This window comes from Streptomyces sp. SCA2-17 (assembly GCF_044336695.1).
The window spans coordinates 5,416,034-5,429,106 of the sequence record NZ_CP117521.1 but is presented as its reverse complement, the minus strand read 5'-3'; the positions used below and the strand labels follow the sequence as shown (position 1 = coordinate 5,429,106).

Annotated in this window: 13 protein-coding genes; 6 read left to right on the top strand and 7 right to left on the bottom strand. The window is 74.0% G+C overall.

Features of this window, described 5'->3' with window-relative positions; translation table 11 throughout:
* Positions 1 to 142: 142 nt before the first annotated feature.
* Positions 143 to 1,276, bottom strand: coding sequence for a glycerate kinase (locus PS271_RS24455; RefSeq protein WP_398384641.1), 1,134 nt, complete (start codon positions 1,274 to 1,276; stop codon positions 143 to 145).
* A 132-nt stretch (positions 1,277 to 1,408) separates the two neighbouring features.
* Between PS271_RS24455 and PS271_RS24450 the strand changes: the two genes are divergently transcribed.
* The gene (locus tag PS271_RS24450) at positions 1,409 to 3,124 is read left to right on the top strand and encodes a BCCT family transporter (RefSeq protein ID WP_398384639.1); all 1,716 of its coding nucleotides are present in this window, start codon (positions 1,409 to 1,411) and stop codon (positions 3,122 to 3,124) included.
* 19 nt (positions 3,125 to 3,143) lie between these two features.
* On the opposite strand, the gene PS271_RS24445 is transcribed toward PS271_RS24450, so the two are convergent.
* Both PS271_RS24445 and PS271_RS24440 read right to left on the bottom strand, forming a co-directional pair.
* The gene (locus PS271_RS24445) at positions 3,144 to 3,929 is read right to left on the bottom strand and encodes an oxidoreductase (RefSeq protein WP_398384637.1); all 786 of its coding nucleotides are present in this window, start codon (positions 3,927 to 3,929) and stop codon (positions 3,144 to 3,146) included.
* Between the two features lie 79 nt (positions 3,930 to 4,008).
* Positions 4,009 to 4,587 (bottom strand): TetR/AcrR family transcriptional regulator, encoded by a 579-nt coding sequence (locus PS271_RS24440; protein ID WP_398384636.1) that lies wholly within the window; start codon positions 4,585 to 4,587, stop codon positions 4,009 to 4,011.
* A 128-nt stretch (positions 4,588 to 4,715) separates the two neighbouring features.
* Between PS271_RS24440 and PS271_RS24435 the strand changes: the two genes are divergently transcribed.
* The 4 genes from PS271_RS24435 to PS271_RS24420 all read left to right on the top strand — a co-directional run bounded on the left by PS271_RS24435 (position 4,716) and on the right by PS271_RS24420 (position 6,467).
* Complete coding sequence (locus PS271_RS24435; protein ID WP_398384634.1) at positions 4,716 to 5,015, top strand: hypothetical protein; 300 nt, start codon at positions 4,716 to 4,718, stop codon at positions 5,013 to 5,015.
* A complete protein-coding gene (locus tag PS271_RS24430; RefSeq protein ID WP_398384632.1) occupies positions 5,012 to 5,575 on the top strand; it encodes a hypothetical protein in 564 nt (187 codons plus the stop codon). Before PS271_RS24435 ends, PS271_RS24430 begins: the two co-directional genes overlap by 4 nt.
* Before the next feature lie 68 nt (positions 5,576 to 5,643).
* Positions 5,644 to 5,868 carry an Lrp/AsnC family transcriptional regulator gene (locus PS271_RS24425; protein ID WP_043189849.1) on the top strand — a complete coding sequence of 75 codons (225 nt, stop codon included), beginning with the start codon at positions 5,644 to 5,646 and terminating at the stop codon, positions 5,866 to 5,868.
* Positions 5,793 to 6,467, top strand: coding sequence for a Clp protease N-terminal domain-containing protein (locus PS271_RS24420; RefSeq protein WP_398387041.1), 675 nt, complete (start codon positions 5,793 to 5,795; stop codon positions 6,465 to 6,467). Before PS271_RS24425 ends, PS271_RS24420 begins: the two co-directional genes overlap by 76 nt.
* A gap of 24 nt (positions 6,468 to 6,491) precedes the next feature.
* Here the strand turns inward: PS271_RS24420 and PS271_RS24415 are convergent, their stop codons facing one another.
* The 3 genes from PS271_RS24415 to PS271_RS24405 form a co-directional block, all read right to left on the bottom strand.
* Positions 6,492 to 7,898 carry a phytoene desaturase family protein gene (locus tag PS271_RS24415; protein WP_398384630.1) on the bottom strand — a complete coding sequence of 469 codons (1,407 nt, stop codon included), beginning with the start codon at positions 7,896 to 7,898 and terminating at the stop codon, positions 6,492 to 6,494.
* A 98-nt stretch (positions 7,899 to 7,996) separates the two neighbouring features.
* Positions 7,997 to 8,824, bottom strand: a complete 828-nt coding sequence (locus PS271_RS24410; protein WP_398384628.1) for an inositol monophosphatase family protein — start codon at positions 8,822 to 8,824, stop codon at positions 7,997 to 7,999.
* Positions 8,825 to 8,969: 145 nt separating this feature from the next.
* Positions 8,970 to 10,754, bottom strand: a complete 1,785-nt coding sequence (locus tag PS271_RS24405) for a gamma-glutamyltransferase family protein (protein ID WP_398387039.1) — start codon at positions 10,752 to 10,754, stop codon at positions 8,970 to 8,972.
* Positions 10,755 to 10,901: 147 nt separating this feature from the next.
* Between PS271_RS24405 and lplAB the strand changes: the two genes are divergently transcribed.
* The gene (gene lplAB, locus PS271_RS24400; protein WP_398384626.1) at positions 10,902 to 11,969 is read left to right on the top strand and encodes a lipoate-protein ligase LplAB; all 1,068 of its coding nucleotides are present in this window, start codon (positions 10,902 to 10,904) and stop codon (positions 11,967 to 11,969) included.
* Positions 11,970 to 12,016: 47 nt separating this feature from the next.
* Here lplAB and PS271_RS24395 read toward each other — a convergent pair whose 3' ends face one another.
* Positions 12,017 to 13,015, bottom strand: coding sequence for a TIGR03842 family LLM class F420-dependent oxidoreductase (locus PS271_RS24395; RefSeq protein ID WP_398384625.1), 999 nt, complete (start codon positions 13,013 to 13,015; stop codon positions 12,017 to 12,019).
* Between the last annotated feature and the right edge of the window lie 58 nt (positions 13,016 to 13,073).

The window sequence follows — 13,073 nt, the reverse complement described above, 5'->3', positions numbered from 1 at the left end:
GACGGCGATCAGCCCCCACCGGAGGTGACCGGCGGTGCCGATCCGGCCCGAGGCCGGCCCTCGCAACGGCCGGGAGGGCCCGCCCTCTCACCCCCGCCGCAACGGCGATCAGCCCCCGCCGGAGGCGACCGGCGGTGCCGGACTACCTGAGGTGGTCCTCCGCGATCCGTTCCGCAAGACGTTCCAGCAGGGGCCCGGCGAGGGCCATGGAGCGGGACGGGTCCGGCTCCAGGGTCGTCAGGGCGTACGCACGGTCGATGCCGGCCGCGGACAGCTCCTCCGCGGACAGGGCCAGCCGGCCGCAGACCGCCACCACCGGGATGCCCCCTTCGCGGGCCGCGCTCGCCACCCCCGCCGGCGCCTTGCCCCGCAGGGTCTGCGCGTCGAGGGAGCCCTCGCCCGTGATCACGAGGTCCGTGCCGGCGAGGGCCCCGGCGAAGCCGAGGACGTCGAGCATGACCTCGATGCCGGGCCGGAAGACCGCGCCGAGCCCGGCCAGGGCCCCGTACCCGAGCCCGCCCGCGGCGCCCGCCCCGGCCGCGCCCGCGAGCGCGCCGCCGTCGAGCACGGTGGCGTAGTGCGCGAGCGCGGCGTCGAGCAGGGCCACGTCGTCCGGTCCGGCGCCCTTCTGCGGCCCGTAGACGGCAGCGGCGCCCGCCGGCCCGGTCAGGGGGTTGTCGACGTCGCTCGCGAGGACGAGCTCGACGGCCCGCAGCCGCGGGTCGAGGCCCGACAGGTCGGCCGTGGCGAGCCCGGCCAGGGCCGCTCCCCCGGGCCGGACCGGCGCACCGGAGGCGTCCAGGAGCCGCGCGCCGAGCGCACTGAGCATCCCGGCCCCGCCGTCCGTCGTGGCGCTGCCGCCGATGCCGAGGACGATCGTGCGCGCGCCCGCGTCGAGTGCGGCCCGTAGCAGCTCACCGGTGCCGTACGTGGTGGCCGTGAGGGGCGCGGGCGCCCCGCCCGGCAGCCGCCGCAGCCCGGACGCCTCGGCCATCTCCACGACCGCGGTGCCGCCGCGCAGCGCGTACGCGGCGGTGACGGGCGCCCCCACCGGCCCCGTCACCTGCACCTCGCGCCGTGCGAAGCCGGCGGCGCCCGCCGCGTCGACCGTGCCGTCCCCGCCGTCGGCGACGGGCAGCGCGGAGACGTCGAGCGGCCGGCCGGCGGCGTCCGCGCCCCGCCGCAGCCCGGCGGCGACGTGCCGGGCGACCTCGGCGGCCGTCAGGGAGCCCTTGAACTTGTCCGCGGCGATGAGCACCCGTACGCCGTCCGTCATTGCGCGCCACCCCTCGCTTCGAGCCCGGCCGTGCCGCCTGGACCCTACCGGGGCGGATCCGCCGTTGCCCATGCCCGCGCGCGGCGTGCCAGTCCGCCCAATTCCGTACTCTTCCGGCCATAGTGGGGCGTCATGAGCACCCAAGCGCACGATCCGGCCGACCCGCACGTCCCCGCCGCCCCGGGCGGCCGGGAGGAGCCCCCGGACGCGGCCCTGGTCGCGATCGGCGGCGCGGCGGTGCTCGCGGTCGTGGCGTGGGCTGCACTGGGCAAGCACTCCTTCGACCGGGTGACGAAGGCGGCACTGAACTGGGTGCTGTCCAACTTCGCCTGGCTGTTCGTGATCGCCGCCGACGTCTTCCTCGTCCTGTGCGTGGTCATCGCCTTCAGCCGCTTCGGCCGGATCCGGCTCGGCCGGGACGACGACCAGCCGGAGTTCAGCAACCTCGCGTGGATCGCGATGATGTTCAGCGCTGGCATGGGCATCGGCCTGATGTTCTACGGCGTCGGCGAGCCGCTCCTGCACTTCGTCTCCCCGCCGCCCGGCAGCGGCGTCACCGCGAGCACGCCGGCGGCGGCCCGTACCGCGCTGGAGTACTCGTTCTTCCACTGGACGCTGCACCCGTGGGCGATCTACGGCATGGCGGGCCTCGCCCTCGCCTACGCGGGCTTCCGCAAGGGCCGCGGCAACCGGCTGAGCTCGGCGTTCGTGCCGCTGCTGGGCGCGGAGCGGGCGGCCGGCTGGCCGGGCCGGGTCATCGACCTGCTCGCGGTCTTCGCCACCGTGTTCGGCACGGCGACGAGCCTCGGCCTGGGCGCCCTCCAGGTGTCGAAGGGCCTCAACATCACGACCGGGGTGAAGGACAGCACGGCCCTGGAGCTGATCATCATCGGCGGCTTGTCGGCCGCGTTCGTGCTGTCCGCGTTCTCCGGCCTGCACAAGGGCGTGAAGTGGCTCAGCACGCTCAACATCGTGCTGGCCGCCTGCCTCATGCTCTTCGTCTTCCTCCTCGGCCCCACGGTCTTCGTCCTCAACACCATCCCCGCGGCCACCGGCGGCTATCTGCACGACCTGCTGACCCTCGCGACGCGCACGGGCGCGTTCACGGACTCCCAGTGGCTCGGCGCGTGGACGATCTTCTACTGGGCGTGGTGGCTGTCGTGGGCCCCCTTCGTGGGCACGTTCATCGCCCGCATCTCGCGCGGCCGGACGATCCGCGAGTTCCTCATCGGCGTCCTGCTGGTGCCGAGCGGGGCGACGATCGTGTGGTTCTGCGTGATGGGCGGCAGCGCCCTGCGGCTGGACATGACGGGCGCGGCCGACATGGCCGGGACCGTCAAGGACGGAGCGGAGGCGTCCCTGTTCGCCCTCCTGGACACGCTGCCGCTGGAGACGCTCACCTCGTGGATCGCGATGGCGCTGGTCATGACGTACTTCATCACCAGCGCGGACTCCGCGTCCCTCGTGATGGGCTCGCTCTCCAGCCGCGGCGCGCTGCACCCGCGCACGTGGCTGGTGGTGACGTGGGGGGTGCTGATGGCGGCGGTCGCGGCGGTGCTGCTGGTGGCGGGCGGGCTGCAGTCGCTCCAGTCGGCGACGATCCTGGTCGCCCTGCCGTTCGTGCTGGTCATGCTGGCCCTTTGCTGGTCGCTGATGTCGGAGCTGCGCGAGGACCCGGGGGCGGGCCCGGCCCGGCACCACGCGATGCACGGCCTGCGGGACGCGCTGCGGACGATGGTCGGCGACGCGATCGAGGAACGGGCCGCGGGCCCGGTGCGCCACCCGCGGCTGCGCCGGGTCGCGGAGAGCGTCCGCGACCGCGACGACGAGGGGCAGGGCGGGGGCTAGACGGGACGCGGCGGGGCGGCTAGACGGTCTTCACCGTGCCGCCGTCGATGACGTGGTCCGCGCCGGTGATGTTGGCCGCCCGGTCGGAGAGCAGGAAGGTGATGAGCGCCGCGACCTCGCCGGGCTCGGTGATCCGCGGGCTGGCCATGCCGAAGCGCTCCGGAAGCTGCTCCAGGAACGCGGCGTGGTCGACGCCGGCCGCGGCGGCCACCTTGCCGCCGAACCCGTCCGGGTCCTCCCAGATCGCGGTACGGACCACGCCCGGCGAGACGGTGTTGACGCGCACGCCCCGCGGCCCGAACTCCTCGGAGAGGGACTTGCCGAAGGCCGTGAGCGCCGCCTTGGCCACGCTGTACGCGACGGGGCCGGCGGCGGGGAGCCGCGCGTTGATGGAGGAGACGTTGACGACGGAGCCGCGGCGCGGGGTCAGGGACGGCAGGGCGGCGCGGCTGACGCGGACGGCGCTGAGGAAGTTCAGGTCGAGGTTCGCCTGGAACTGGGCGTCGTCGGCGTCGAGGAACCCGCCGAGGACGACCTCGTCGCCGCCGCCGACGTTGTTGACCAGCAGGTCGATCCCCTCGCCGAGCGCGGCGAGGGTCTGCTCGACGAGCGTGTGCGCGCCGCCGGGCGTGCTCAGGTCAACGGCGACGGCCGCGGTGGCGGCCTCCTTCAGCTCGGGGGTGATCGTACGGGCGGCGCCGACGACCCGCACGCCCTCGGCGGCGAGGGAGCGGACGGTGGCGAGGCCGATGCCGCGGCTCGCGCCGGTGACGAGGGCGGTCTTGCCGGTCAGGTGGAGATCCATGGCGCACTCTTCTTTCTTTACCTGAAGGTACAAAATCTGGGTACAGGTGTGCGGCGTGTGCGGGGGCCGACCCGGCCACTCAGAGCATGGCGAGCATGGCGTCCGCGACGCGGCGCAGCCGCTCCCGGCCGCCCTGGGCGCGGGCGATGACCCGCATCCCGACGAGCGCCGCGAGCAGCAGGCTCGCGACCGCGGCCGGGTCCCGGTCCGGGGCGAACTCGCCCGTGCGCTGCCCGCGCTCGACGGCGGCCTTGAAGGCGCCCTCGGTGCGCTCGAACATGCGGCGTACGAGTTCGGTGGAGGCGTCGTCCCTGCCGCCGAGTTCGGTGGCGGTGTTCACGGCGAAGCAGCCGCGGCGGTCGGACTCGCCGAGATCCGTCTCGATCAGCAGCTCCAGCGCGGAGCGCAGCAGCGGCAGGACAGGGCCGGGCTGGTCGAGCAGCTCCACGAGCGCCGCGGCCTGGGTGTCGCGATAGCGCTCCAGCGCCCGCTCGAACAGGGCGTGCTTGCTGCCGAAGGCGTGGTAGAGGCTGCCCTTGCCGATGCCGAGCTCGTCGACGAGGTCCTGGGGCGTGGTGGCGGCGTAGCCCTTGCGCCAGAAGACGTCCATGGCTTTGTCGACGACTGCGTCGGGATCGAACTGCTTGGGCCTTCCCATGGAGGAAACAGTAGATCTTTTTGACCTGTAGGTCAATTACTGGGGAGGGGTCGCAGGCGGGCGCCGACCTTGCAGGCGCGTCAAGAAAGAGTTGACAAGAGGGGCAGCGTCAAGGAAAAGTTGACGCCATGATCGATTCGTCGCGGCCCGCGGCCGCTCCGCAGCCCTCCCTCGCCCACACCTCCCTGGGACTGCTGCTCTGCGCCATCGCCCTGATCACGCTCGCGCTGGGGTTCGCCGACAACCTCGGCACCCCGGCGTTCCTCGCGCTCGTCGGCGCGGAGCTCCTCCTCATCGCGGTCATGGGCACGCTCTTCAGCACCGTGCAGGCGCAGAGCACCGCCACCGACGCCGCCGCACAGCAGAAGCAGCGCGACGAGGCGGCCCTCGACGCCCTCGAACCCCTCCGCGGCGGTGAGCAGCGATGAGCGACACTCCGCAGCTCAGCCCGGAGGAAGAGGCCCGCATCCGCGAGGCCGTCGCGAGCGCCGTCCTCGGCGGCCCCGAGGGGCTCGCCGAGTCGCTGGAGCACGACCCCGAGAGCTATCTGCGCCTGGTGTCCGCCACCCGGACCGGCGCCGAGGAGACGAGCCGACTGTTGCGCAAGGCCGTGCAGGGCGCGCGGGCCGCGGGCCACAGCTGGGACACCATCGGCCGCCTGCTGGGCGTGAGCCGGCAGGCCGCGCAGCAGCGCTTCGCGACCAAGGACACCGCGGTGCCGAAGGGGACCCCCGAGCGCCGGGTCCTCACCATGCTGACCGCGTTCAACGAGATGGCCGCCCTCGCCGAGGCCGGCCTGGAGCGCTGGGAGCTGGTCGATTTCGGCCCGCTGTACCACGCGGTGGAGGCGTCCGACCGGCAGTGGGAGTACCGCCGCGTCCCGTTCGCGGTCGCCGGGCGCGGGCGACGCATGGAGGCGGACGGCTGGACCGAGGTCGGCACGTACTTCCCGTGGAGCTACTACAAGCGCCCACTGAAGGACGACTGAGCGGAATCACGCAACAGCCCTGTCAACGACGGTTGACAGGGCTGCGCTTGTCATCCTAGGTTGACACCATGGCCGGAACGGATGCGAAGGACGCGGTCGGCACCACCGAGGCCGCCATGGACAGCGATCCCCACGTGGGACTGCACGCCGTCGCGGCGCTGCGACGGCTCGTCGAGCGCCTGGAGGCGCTTCAGGTCGACAGCGCGCGCCGGCAGGGCTGGTCCTGGGAGGAGATCGGGGCCGCGCTCGGAGTCAGCAGGCAGGCAGTGCACAAGAAACACGCCAGGAGGTAGGCACGTTCGAACGGTTCACCCGGGATGCGCGTGTCGCCGTCGTACAGGCGCAGGAGGAGGCCCGCACGCTGGGCCACGCCTGGATCGGCAGCGAGCACCTGCTGCTCGGCGTACTCGGTCAGGCCGGCGCCCCCGTGGTCGCCGCGCTGGCGCGGTTCGGGATCACACCGGAGGCGTGCCGGGGCGCGCTGGCGCCCGCCGGTTCCCTCGGTACGGGCGACGCGGAGGCGCTGCGCGCGTTCGGCATCGACCTGGAGGCCGTACGGGCCCGGGCGGAGGACACCTTCGGGCCCGGCGCCCTGGACCGGCCCGGTCCTCCCGAGGAGCGGCGGCGGATCCTGCCCTTCGGCGGGCGCCGCCGCCGGGACGCACCCGGCCGGACGGGCCACATCCCCTTCACGCCCCGCGCGAAGAAGGCCCTGGAGCGCTCGCTGCGCGAGGCCCTCGCCCGCAAGGAGCGCCACATCGGCCCGGAACACGTCGTCCTGGGCATCCTCGACCCGGACGACAAGGTGACCGCGGGCGTACTGCGGAAGCTGGGGACCGACACCGCCACCGTACGGAACGGGATCCTGCGGGACCTGCCCCGGGCCGCGTAGCCCGTCGGGTCAGCGCATCTCCCGCTACCCCTTCCGCAGCCTCCGCCACACCGCCTTCGCCGCGTGGTGCCCGCACATGCCGTGCACGCCCGGCCCCGGCGGGGTGGCCGAGGAGCAGAGGAAGACCGCCGGGTGGGCCGTCGCGTAGGGCACGCGGGCGAGCTTGGGGCGGATGATCAGGCGCAGGCCGGCCACGGAGCCGATGGCGAAGTCGCCGCCCACGTAGTTGGCGTTGCGGGCGGCCAGCCGCGGCGGCCCGGCCGTGGCACGGGCCAGGACCAGGTCGCGGAAGCCGGGGGCGAACCGCTCGATCTGCCGCTCGATGACCTCGGTGGCATCGCCCTCCCAGCCGCTCGGCACGTGCCCGTACACCCAGAACGTGTGCTTGCCCTCGGGCGCGCGGGTGGGGTCGGCGAGGCTGGGCTGGGCGGTGATGAGGAAGGGCACCGAGGGGTCGCGGCCGTGCAGCGCGGCGTCGAGGGCCGCGTCGATCTCCCCGTACGTGGGGCCGATGTGAACCGTCCCGGCCCGGCGCGCGGACTCCGACGTCCACGGCACGGGGCCCGACAGCGCGTAGTCGATCTTGAAGACGCTGGGGCCGTACCGGTAGCCGCGGTAGGCGTTGCCGAGACCCGCGATCCGGGCGAGGGCGGTGGGCGAGGTGTCGAACACGTAGGCGCGGGCGGGCGGCAGGTCGTCCAGCCGCTTGACTTCGAAGCCGGTGTGCACGGTGCCGCCGTGCACGCGCAGGTACGAGGCGAGGGCGTCGGCGATCGCCTGGGAGCCGCCGCGCGGCACCGGCCAGCCGCCCGCGTGCGCGGCCAGCGCGAAGACCAGGGCCATGCCGCCCGTGCCGATGCCGGTGAGCGGGGAGATGCCGTGCGCGGCCAGCCCGGCGAACAGGGCGGGCGCCTTCTCGTCCCGGAAGCGGCGGGCGAGCAGGGCCGCGGACTGGACACCGGCCAGGCCGAAGCGGGCGTAGAGGACGGGGTCGCGCGGCAGCCCGTCCCACTGGGTGCGCAGGAAGTCGGCCGCGACGGTGTCCCACTTGCCGTGGAAGGGGGCGACGAGCCGGCGGTAGGCCCCGGCGTCGCGCGGGCCGAGCGAGTGCGCCGTCTCCCCCACGCTGTGGGAGAGGACGGCGGCCGTGCCGTCGGGGAAGGGGTGCGCCATGGGCAGCTCGGGGTGGACCCACTCCAGGCCGTGCCGGTCGAGCGGCATCGAGGCGAAGGCCGGGGAGCCGGCGCCGAGCGGGTGCACGGCGGAGCACGGATCGTGGCGGAAGCCGGGCAGCGTGAGCTCCTCGGTCCGCGCACCGCCGCCGATGGCGTCGGCGGCCTCGAAGACCTCCACCGACAGACCTCGGCGGGCCAGCTCCACGGCGGCGGTGAGCCCGTTGGGCCCGGCGCCTACGACGACAGCGTCGAGCATGGTCGGCACCGGACGCCACTCCCCTCGTCCTCGAAATGTCCCGGGTGGGACGGGCCGCCTCCGGATCCGTCTCCGGACCGTCGGACCCGTCCCCGGGATCAGCCGGCGGACGCCAGCAGCCCCAGGATATGACGGAGCGTCGCCTCGTCCCGCGCTGCGGCGAACGGGAGCGCGTTGCCGCCGGCTATCCGGAAGGACTCGCCGGCGAGGGTCCCGCTCGCGCCGCCCGCCTCGGCGACGAGCAGCAGGCCCGCGGCGTGGTCCCAGGCGTTCTCCCAGCTGAAGGCCAGGCCGTCGATGCTGCCCCGGGCCACGTTCAGGTATTCGAGGCCTGCCGAGCCGCAGGGGCGCGGCGCGACGCCCTCGGTGACGAGCGTCGCGAGGACGCGCTTCTGCTCGTCGTCGGTGAAGTCGTAGTGGGAGATCGCCACTTCGAGGACCTTGCCGGGGGCGGGCGAGCCGGTCTTCAGCGGCTCGCCGTTGAGCACGGCCCCGCCGCCGCAGCGGGCGACGGCCATCAGGTCGAGCGCGGGGGCGTACGTCCAGGAGGCGAGGAGCTCGCCGCGGTGGGCGAGGCAGACGAGCGTCGCGAAGCCGGGGTCGCCGTGCACGAACTGGCGGGTGCCGTCGACAGGGTCGACGATCCACACCGGCGCGTCGCCGCCGAGCGCGGCGAGCACGCCCGGATCCGCGTGCACGGCCTCCTCGCCGACGACGACCGAACCGGGCAGCAGGGCGGTGAGCGAGGCCGTGAGGTGCTCCTCCGCGCGCCGGTCGGCGACGGTGACGAGGTCGTGCGGGCCGTTCTTCTCGACGATCTCGTCCGCGGCGAGCTGCCGGAAGCGCGGCACGATCTCGGCGGCGGCCGCCTTGCGGACCGCCTCCTCGACGTCGGTCAGGTCACCTGCGAGAAAGTCTTCGAGCATGAGTCCATCGAACCATGCCCCACCGACAACCAGTGGCGGCCCTGCGTCCCCCGGGTGTCCCCCTGGTGAACGCAGGCCCCCACCGCCCCTGGCACCCCCGGGATCCCGGCCCCGGCACCCCTGGCACCCGCCCCCGGCACTCCGCTCAGCGGCCCACCGCGTAGCCCTGCATGCCGCGCGGGTTGGCGGCCGCCGACAGCACGCCCGTCCGCGGGTCGCGCGCCACCGCACACAGCCGCCCCTCCGACCACGCCTCCCCCACCGTCACCCGATGGCCCCTCCGCCGCAGCTCCCCGATGGCGCTCTCGCCGAGGCGCCGTTCGACGACGACCGAGCCGGGCGCCATGGTGCGCGGGTGGAAGGAACCGGGGAAGGACTCCTGGTGCCAGTTGGGGGCATCGATCGCGCCCTGGAGGTCGAGGCCTCCGCGCACGGGCGGGCGCAGGGCGACCGCGAGGAAGAAGTGCAGCTGCCACTGGTCCTGCTGGTCGCCGCCGGGCGTGCCGAAGGCGAGGACGGGCTCGCCGTCGCGCAGGGCCAGCGAAGGGGTCAGGGTGGTGCGCGGCCGGCACCCGGGGGTCAGGGAGTTGGGGAGCCCGGGTTCGAGCCAGGTCATCTGGAGCCGGGTGCCGAGGGGGAAGCCGAGCTCCGGGACGACGGGGTTGGACTGGAGCCAGCCGCCGCTGGGCGTCGCCGAGATCATGTTGCCCCAGCGGTCGACGACGTCGAGGTGACAGGTGTCGCCGCGGGTCGCGCCGCTGACGGTGACGGTCGGCTCGCCCGCACCCGGCACTGGTGCCGGAGTGGTGCGCTCCGCGGCGGCGACGGCGTGCCGGGCCAGCCGCGGGCTGCGGCCGCCGGGGCTGCCGGGGCGCAGCTCGTACGAGGCGAGGTCGCCGATCAGGGCGCGCCGGGCGGAGTTGTAGCCCTCGGAGAGGAGGTCCTTCAGCGGGACGTCGGCGGCGTCGCCGTACCAGGCCTCGCGGTCGGCCATGGCGAGCTTGCCGCCCTCGATGAGGGTGTGGACGTATTCAGGGGTGCCGTAGTCCGGCGGGCCGTCGAGCAGGGCGAGCTGCTGGAGCAGGACCGGGCCCTGCGACCAGGGGCCGGGCTTGCAGACCGTCCAGCCGTTCCAGTCGTGGCGGGCCGGCTCCTCGTACGCGGCCCGGAAACCGGCGAGGTCGTCGCCGGTGAGGGGCGCGGTGTGGCGTTCGCCGGAGGTGTCGAGCGTCGGGCGCGCCGCGGCGGCGACGAGGGCCTCGGCGACGAAGCCCTCGCGCCACACGCGGCGGGCCGCGTCGATGCACTGCTCGCGGCTGCCGCCGGCGGCTTCGGCCTCGGCGATCAGGCGGCGCCAGGTGGCGGCGAGCGCGGGGTTGCGCAGGAGCGTGCCGGGTGCGGGCGGGCGGCCGCCGGGCAGGTAGACCTCGGCTGAGGACGTCCACTCGGTCTCGAAGATCCTGCGGACGGTGGCCACGGTCCGGCCGATGGCCTCGACGGGGGCGTGGCCGTGCTCGGCGTAGCCGATGGCGTACGAGAGGACGTCGGCGAGCGGCTTGGTTCCGTGGTCGCGAAGGAGCAGCATCCAGGCGTCGAACGCGCCCGGGACGGCGGCCGCCAGGGGCCCGGTGCCGGGGACGAGGTCGAGGCCGAGCGAGGTGTAGTGCTCGATGGTCGCGCCGCGCGGCGCCGGCCCCTGGCCGGCGAGGACCCGCACCGGGCCGCCGGCCGGTGCGAACACCGCGGGCACCTCCCCGGCCGGCCCGTTCATGTGCGGCTCGGCGACGTGCAGGACGAAGCCCGCCGCGACCGCCGCGTCGAAGGCGTTGCCGCCGCTCTCCAGGACGGCCATCGCGGACTGCGAGGCGAGCCAGTGGGTGGACGACACCATGCCGAAGGTGCCCTGCAGGGTGGGCCGGGTGGTGAACATGGCGTCCATCACGTCAGACCGGAACGCTGATGCGCAAGGGCTCACGGGTGCGCTGCGGGGCGGCACGGCGGCCCACGGGACGGCGTTACGGTTGATCCGTCGCCGGACAGCAGTGCCGGCCTGGGAAGAGAAGCTGGAGGAGGCGCCGTGCACGGTGAATACAAGGTGCCGGGCGGCAAACTCGTGGTGGTGGACCTGGAGACCGCGTCCACCCCGCAGGGACAGGTGCTGCGGAACGTACGGGTGGCCGGGGACTTCTTCCTCGAACCGGACGAGGCGTTCCTCGATCTCAACCGCGCCCTGGAGGGTGCGCCCGCCGACCTGACCGCCCCGCAGCTCGGCGCCCGCATCGAGGCGGCCCTGCCGGAGGGCACGGTGATGTTCGGCTTCACCGCGGAGTCCGTGGGCGTCGCCGTCCGCCGCGCCCTGGCGAACGCCACCGACTGGCATCACTACGACTGGCAACTCGTCCACGACGGCCCCCAGTCGCCCGCCCTGCACATGGCCCTCGACGAGGTCCTGACGGCCGAGGTGGCGGCCGGCCGGCGGCCGCCGACGCTGCGCGTGTGGGAGTGGGCCTCCCCGGCCGTCGTCATCGGCAGCTTCCAGTCGCTGCGCAACGAGGTGGACCCGGAGGGCGCCGAGCGCCACGGCATGACGGTGGTCCGCCGCATCAGCGGCGGCGGGGCCATGTTCATCGAGCCCGGCAACACCATCACCTACTCCCTGTGCGTCCCGGACGCCCTCGTCCAGGGCCTGTCCTTCGCCGACAGCTACGCCTATCTCGACGACTGGGTCCTGGGCGCCCTGGAGGCCATGGGCGTCAAGGCCTGGTACCAGCCGCTCAACGACATCGCCACGGAGGCGGGCAAGATCGCCGGTGCGGCCCAGAAGCGCCTGGTGGGCGACCGGGGCGCGGTGCTGCACCACGTGACGATGGCGTACGACATCGACGCGGACAAAATGCTGGACGTGCTGCGCATCGGCAAGGAAAAGCTGTCGGACAAGGGCACGAAGAGCGCCAAGAAGCGCGTCGACCCCCTCCGCCGCCAGACCGGCCTGCCGCGCGCCGACGTCATCGAGAGAATGATCGGCACCTTCCGCGACCGGTACGGCCTCGCGACGGGCTCGGTCACCCCCGAGGAAATGGCCCGGGCGGAGGAGCTGGCGGCGACGAAGTTCTCGTCGGAGGAGTGGACGGCGCGGGTGCCGTAGGTCCGGCGGGGCGGCGGCCCTGCCTCCCGGCGCCCCGGCGTCCCGGCTCAGCTCAGCGCCGGGATGATGTCCTTCCCGTACGCGTCGATCGTCGCCTCCTTCGCGTCGTGCATGGCGTAGAGCGCGAACTGGTCGACGCCCAGTTCGCGGAGGTGTTCCAGGCGTTCGCGGTGGGCGGTGGCGGGGCCCAGGAGGCAGAAGCGGTCGACGATGTCGTCGGGGACGAAGTCGGTGGAGGGGTTTCCGGCGCGGCCGTGGTGGCTGTAGTCGTAGCCGTGGCGCTGTTTGATGTAGGCGGTGAGCGCCTCGGGGATCATGGCGGAGTGCTCGCCGTAGCGGCCGACCAGGTCGGCGACGTGGTTGCCGACCATGCCGCCGAACCAGCGGCACTGCTCGCGGGCGTGGGCGAGGTCGTCGCCGACGTAGGCGGGGGCGGCGACGCAGATGGTGACCGAGGCCGGGTCGCGGCCGGCCTCGGCGGCCGCCTCGCGGACGTGCTTGACCATCCATTCGGTGAGGAACGGGTCGGCGAGCTGGAGGATGAAGCCGTCGGCCTCCTGGCCGGCGAGGGCGAGGGCCTTGGGGCCGTAGGCGGCCATCCAGACGGGAAGCTTGCCGTCGCGGATCCAGGGGATGCGCAGCGGCGTGCCGCCGACGTCGGCCTCGCGGCCCTCGGCGAGGTCGCGGATGACGCGGATGGACTCCCGCAGCGACGCGAGGGTGTTGGGCTTGCGGCCGGCCACGCGCATCGCGGAGTCGCCGCGCCCGATGCCGCAGACCGTGCGGTTGCCGTACATGTCGTTGAGGGTGGCGAAGGTGGAGGCCGTGACCTCGGGGGTGCGGGTGGAGGGGTTGGTGACCATCGGCCCCACGACGAGCCGCTCGGTGTGCTCCAGGATGCGGCTGTAGATGACGAACGGCTCCTGCCACAGCACGGCGGAGTCGAACGTCCAGCCGTAGCGGAAGCCGGAGCGCTCGGCGCGGCGCATCAGCTCGACGACGGCGGTGGCGGGCGGGTCGGTCTGCAGGACGAGGCCGAAGTCCACGGCGGTGCTCCTTACGTCATACGTGGTGCGTCGTTACGCAGGTGCGTGATCAGGTGCG

Coding starts and splice junctions, on each gene's coding strand:
- PS271_RS24430 (WP_398384632.1), top strand. CDS start 5,012: ATGAGCGACACTCCGCAGCTCAGCCCGGAGGAAGAGGCCCGCATCCGC.
- PS271_RS24455 (WP_398384641.1), bottom strand. CDS start 1,276: ATGACGGACGGCGTACGGGTGCTCATCGCCGCGGACAAGTTCAAGGGC.
- PS271_RS24450 (WP_398384639.1), top strand. CDS start 1,409: ATGAGCACCCAAGCGCACGATCCGGCCGACCCGCACGTCCCCGCCGCC.
- PS271_RS24445 (WP_398384637.1), bottom strand. CDS start 3,929: ATGGATCTCCACCTGACCGGCAAGACCGCCCTCGTCACCGGCGCGAGC.
- PS271_RS24405 (WP_398387039.1), bottom strand. CDS start 10,754: ATGTTCACCACCCGGCCCACCCTGCAGGGCACCTTCGGCATGGTGTCG.
- PS271_RS24440 (WP_398384636.1), bottom strand. CDS start 4,587: ATGGGAAGGCCCAAGCAGTTCGATCCCGACGCAGTCGTCGACAAAGCC.
- PS271_RS24410 (WP_398384628.1), bottom strand. CDS start 8,824: ATGCTCGAAGACTTTCTCGCAGGTGACCTGACCGACGTCGAGGAGGCG.
- PS271_RS24425 (WP_043189849.1), top strand. CDS start 5,644: ATGGCCGGAACGGATGCGAAGGACGCGGTCGGCACCACCGAGGCCGCC.
- PS271_RS24435 (WP_398384634.1), top strand. CDS start 4,716: ATGATCGATTCGTCGCGGCCCGCGGCCGCTCCGCAGCCCTCCCTCGCC.
- PS271_RS24415 (WP_398384630.1), bottom strand. CDS start 7,898: ATGCTCGACGCTGTCGTCGTAGGCGCCGGGCCCAACGGGCTCACCGCC.